A 3,300-nucleotide genomic window follows, 5' to 3' on the forward strand; every position below is an offset into this window, starting at 1 on the left:
GGGCTTTTGGGCTTTTGGGCTTTTGGGCTTTTGGGCTTTTGGGCTTTTGGGCTTTTGGGCTTTCATCTTCCCGCAACACTCCACCAAACCCGGCTACCCTGCCCCAGCACCCCAACGACCGAACCCAATGTCCCTCGGCATCTTCTGCGCCGTCCTGTTCGCCGCCCTGCTCCACGCCAGCTGGAACGCAATCGTCAAACTGGGCGGCGACAAGCTGCTGACCACGATTCTGGTCACCGGTTGGGCTGCCGTCCTGTCCGCCATCGCCCTGCCCTGGCTGCCAGCCCCCGCCGCAGCAAGCCTGCCCTGGCTCGCCGCATCAGCCATCCTTCAAACCGGCTACTACGTGCTGGTCGCCCGCGCTTATCACCGCGCCGACATGAGCCTGTCCTACCCGCTGATGCGTGGTTGCGCGCCCTTGCTGGTCGCCATTGTCGGCACCTGGCTGTTCAACGAGCGCTTGTCCGGCAATGCCTGGAGCGGTATCGCGCTGATCAGTGCCGGCATCCTGTGCATGGCCGGCAGCAGCAGGGCACGTAACCTCCGCCTGCCGCTGTACATCGCCATGGTGATCGCAACCTACACGCTGGTCGACGCACAGGGCGCACGACTGTCCGGTAACGCCTTGAGCTACACGCTGTGGCTGTTCCTGCTATCCGGCTTGCCGCTGCCGATCTGGGCCTTGTTCGCCCGCCGCCGGCAGCTGGGCAGCTATCTGCGCGGCAACTGGCAGCGCGGGCTGGTCGGCGGTATCGGCACCACCGCGTCGTATGCGATTGCACTGTGTGCGATGACCATCGCGCCGGTCGCGGTGATCGCCGCACTGCGCGAAACCTCGATCCTGTTCGCGTTGCTGATCTCGGCATTGCTGTTGAAAGAACACATCAGCCGCAAGCGCCTGCTCGCCGCAGCGCTGATCATCGCCGGTGTGGTGCTGTTGCGGCTGGCATAGCCAACGCAGCGCTCAGAGCGGCGGCATCACGCTGATGTCGTCGTCCACCAGCTCCATCGCCATCACCAGTGCGTCTTCGCGCCCGGTCGCGGTCGGGTAGTAACGCGGGCGGCGGCCGATCTCGTTGAAGCCTTCGCTGTGGTACAGCGCGATGGCCGAGGTATTGGACGGCCGCACTTCCAGGAACACCCGCAACGCGCCGCGTTGCCGTGCAACCCGCACCAACTCGCGCAACAAGCGTCGGCCGTAGCCGCGCGATTGGCATAACGGGTCAACACATACGTTGAGTACGTGCGCCTCATCGACGGCAATGCTGAGCACGGCATAGCCGGCAATGCCGTCATCCTGCACCAACACCCGGCACGGGTAGTCGGCGCGCAGGCAATCCTGGAAGATGCCGCGCGTCCACGGGAACGGATAGGCGCGCAGCTCCACTTCCATCACCGCATCCAGGTCCCCTTCATGCATGGGACGCAGGACCGAGCCCGGCGCGGTCATTGCCGTGCTTTCCGCCGCAGACTGCGCAGCTGCGGCCACAGCGCGCGCTTGGCGGCTGGATCGGCACGCAGCTCGGCCAAGGGCCAACTGTCCATCAGCGCCCGCGTTTCCGGCTCGTTGGGATTGCAGCCGGAGGCACGCAACAAGGCGATCTGCAGGCGGTCGGGCATCCCCAAGCCGCCGCTGCGACGAACACTACCCGCTGCGCCGGCAACGGATACCGGCGCGGGTGCAGTGCTCGGTGCCTGCGGTGCCTTTGCGGCCACTTCACGCGGCGGGGCAACAGCAACCGGCTTGGTCACCGTGCTCTGCGGCGGTGCCGCCCGCTCCACCGCTACCGTAGCGGTATCAAAGGCTGGCGCAGCAACGACTGGCGGCGCATCCAGCGCGCCGCCTTCCAGATAAACGGTGTAGCCCATCGCCTGCAGCCATGCCTGCTGCTCGGGGGTCCACACCGGCTCGGGCGAGAAACCGATCACTGCACCTTGCCGGCCGGCTGCCGCCAGCGCTGCAACAGCCACATCACCGGGCCGGACAGCGCATAGATCACGCCGACCACCAACAAGGTCCGCGCCGGGTCCAGCACCACGATGGAAATGACGATAGGCACCAAAGCCAGCACCACGAACGGCACGCGTTCCGAACGCGGGCCCTTTTCATTGCCGCCCTTGAAGCTCCAGAAGCGGATCCGGCTGACCATCAGCAGGCCGGCGACGATGGTCACGCCCAAGGCCACGTAGCGCAGTTCCTCTCCGCTCCAGCCCAGCGTGCCGTCGGCGAAGGCCCAGACGAAGGACATCATCAAACCGGCGGCGGCCGGGCTGGCCAGGCCAACGAACCAGCGCTTGTCGACGGTGCCGACCTGGGTATTGAAACGGGCCAGGCGCAGCGCCGCGCAGGCCGCATACAGGAAGGCCGCCGACCAGCCGACCCGACCCAGCACGTCGCCATCGAACTTCAGAGAGGACAGGGCCCAGTGGTACATCACCAGTGCCGGCGCCATGCCGAAACTGACCAGATCGGCCAGCGAGTCGTATTGCACGCCAAATTCGCTGCTGGTTCCGGTCAAACGCGCAACCCGGCCATCCAACCCATCCATGACCGCAGCCACGAACACAGCGACGCTGGCGTTGACGAACTGCCCGTTGGAGGCGGCAATGATCGCGTAGAACCCGGCAAACAGCCCGGCGGTGGTAAACAGGTTCGGGAGCAGGTAGATGCTGCGCGAACGCGGTGGTGGTCTCAATTCGTCCATACCCGCCAGTTTAATCGACTTGCCAGCCGCGTCACCGGGTGCTGCAATCGCTGCCTGCCCTGTTCCGGTGCCTGGAGTTGCCATGCTCACCCTGCCACGCCTCTGCTGCCTGCTCCTGCTCGGCACCGCTGCCACCGCCAGCGCGGCCAATCTGTACAAGTGGAAGGACGCCAATGGCGTCACCCAGTATTCCGAGCGACCGCCGGCCGGCAAGCAGTTCGAAACCCGCCGCATCACCGCCAGCGGTGCTTCTGTCGCCGAGCCAGAGGTTTCAGCCGAAGCCGGCGAATCCGAACAGTGCCTGGGTGCACGCAGGAATCTGCAATTGCTGAACGGCAATGGTCCAGTCAGCCAGGGCGTTGGTGCCGATGGCAAGCCGGGCGCTCCGCTGGATGACGCCCAGCGCGCGGCACAGAAGCAGCTGGCCGAGGCGGCAGCTGCGGTCTATTGCAAGCCTGCGCCGAAGGACTGAGCTGGTAACTGACAGGCAAAACCGGGGTTGGGCTTAGGGGGGTGGTTTTGTATTAAAATAAAAATAACACCCCGAGAATTCATACGACGCGTGGGTTCTGCCGGTGTCGGGCGACTGAAGGCG

Annotated in this window: 5 protein-coding genes; 2 read left to right on the forward strand and 3 right to left on the reverse strand. The window is 65.3% G+C overall.

All coding sequences use genetic code 11. The annotated features are described in order from the left end of the window. Positions 1-127 precede the first annotated feature (127 nt). Positions 128-952 (forward strand): EamA family transporter, encoded by an 825-nt coding sequence (locus ACVOLI_RS20305; RefSeq protein ID WP_481615759.1) that lies wholly within the window; start codon positions 128-130, stop codon positions 950-952. Positions 953-964: 12 nt separating this feature from the next. On the opposite strand, the gene rimI is transcribed toward ACVOLI_RS20305, so the two are convergent. The 3 genes from rimI to pssA are packed head-to-tail and all read right to left on the reverse strand — an operon-like array spanning position 965 to position 2,705. Next, positions 965-1,450: a ribosomal protein S18-alanine N-acetyltransferase gene (gene rimI, locus ACVOLI_RS20310; RefSeq protein ID WP_481615760.1), complete on the reverse strand. Its 486-nt coding sequence runs from the start codon at positions 1,448-1,450 to the stop codon at positions 965-967. Further along, complete coding sequence (locus ACVOLI_RS20315) at positions 1,447-1,869, reverse strand: alanine acetyltransferase (protein WP_481615761.1); 423 nt, start codon at positions 1,867-1,869, stop codon at positions 1,447-1,449. Before ACVOLI_RS20315 ends, rimI begins: the two co-directional genes overlap by 4 nt. Positions 1,870-1,925: 56 nt before the next feature. Continuing rightward, positions 1,926-2,705, reverse strand: a complete 780-nt coding sequence (gene pssA, locus ACVOLI_RS20320) for a CDP-diacylglycerol--serine O-phosphatidyltransferase (RefSeq protein ID WP_481550536.1) — start codon at positions 2,703-2,705, stop codon at positions 1,926-1,928. Between the two features lie 82 nt (positions 2,706-2,787). Here pssA and ACVOLI_RS20325 point away from each other — a divergent pair, with 82 nt between their 5' ends. Then, positions 2,788-3,177 (forward strand): DUF4124 domain-containing protein, encoded by a 390-nt coding sequence (locus tag ACVOLI_RS20325; protein ID WP_481550534.1) that lies wholly within the window; start codon positions 2,788-2,790, stop codon positions 3,175-3,177. Positions 3,178-3,300: the final 123 nt, after the last annotated feature.

The organism is Stenotrophomonas sp. STEN029, assembly GCF_056760015.1.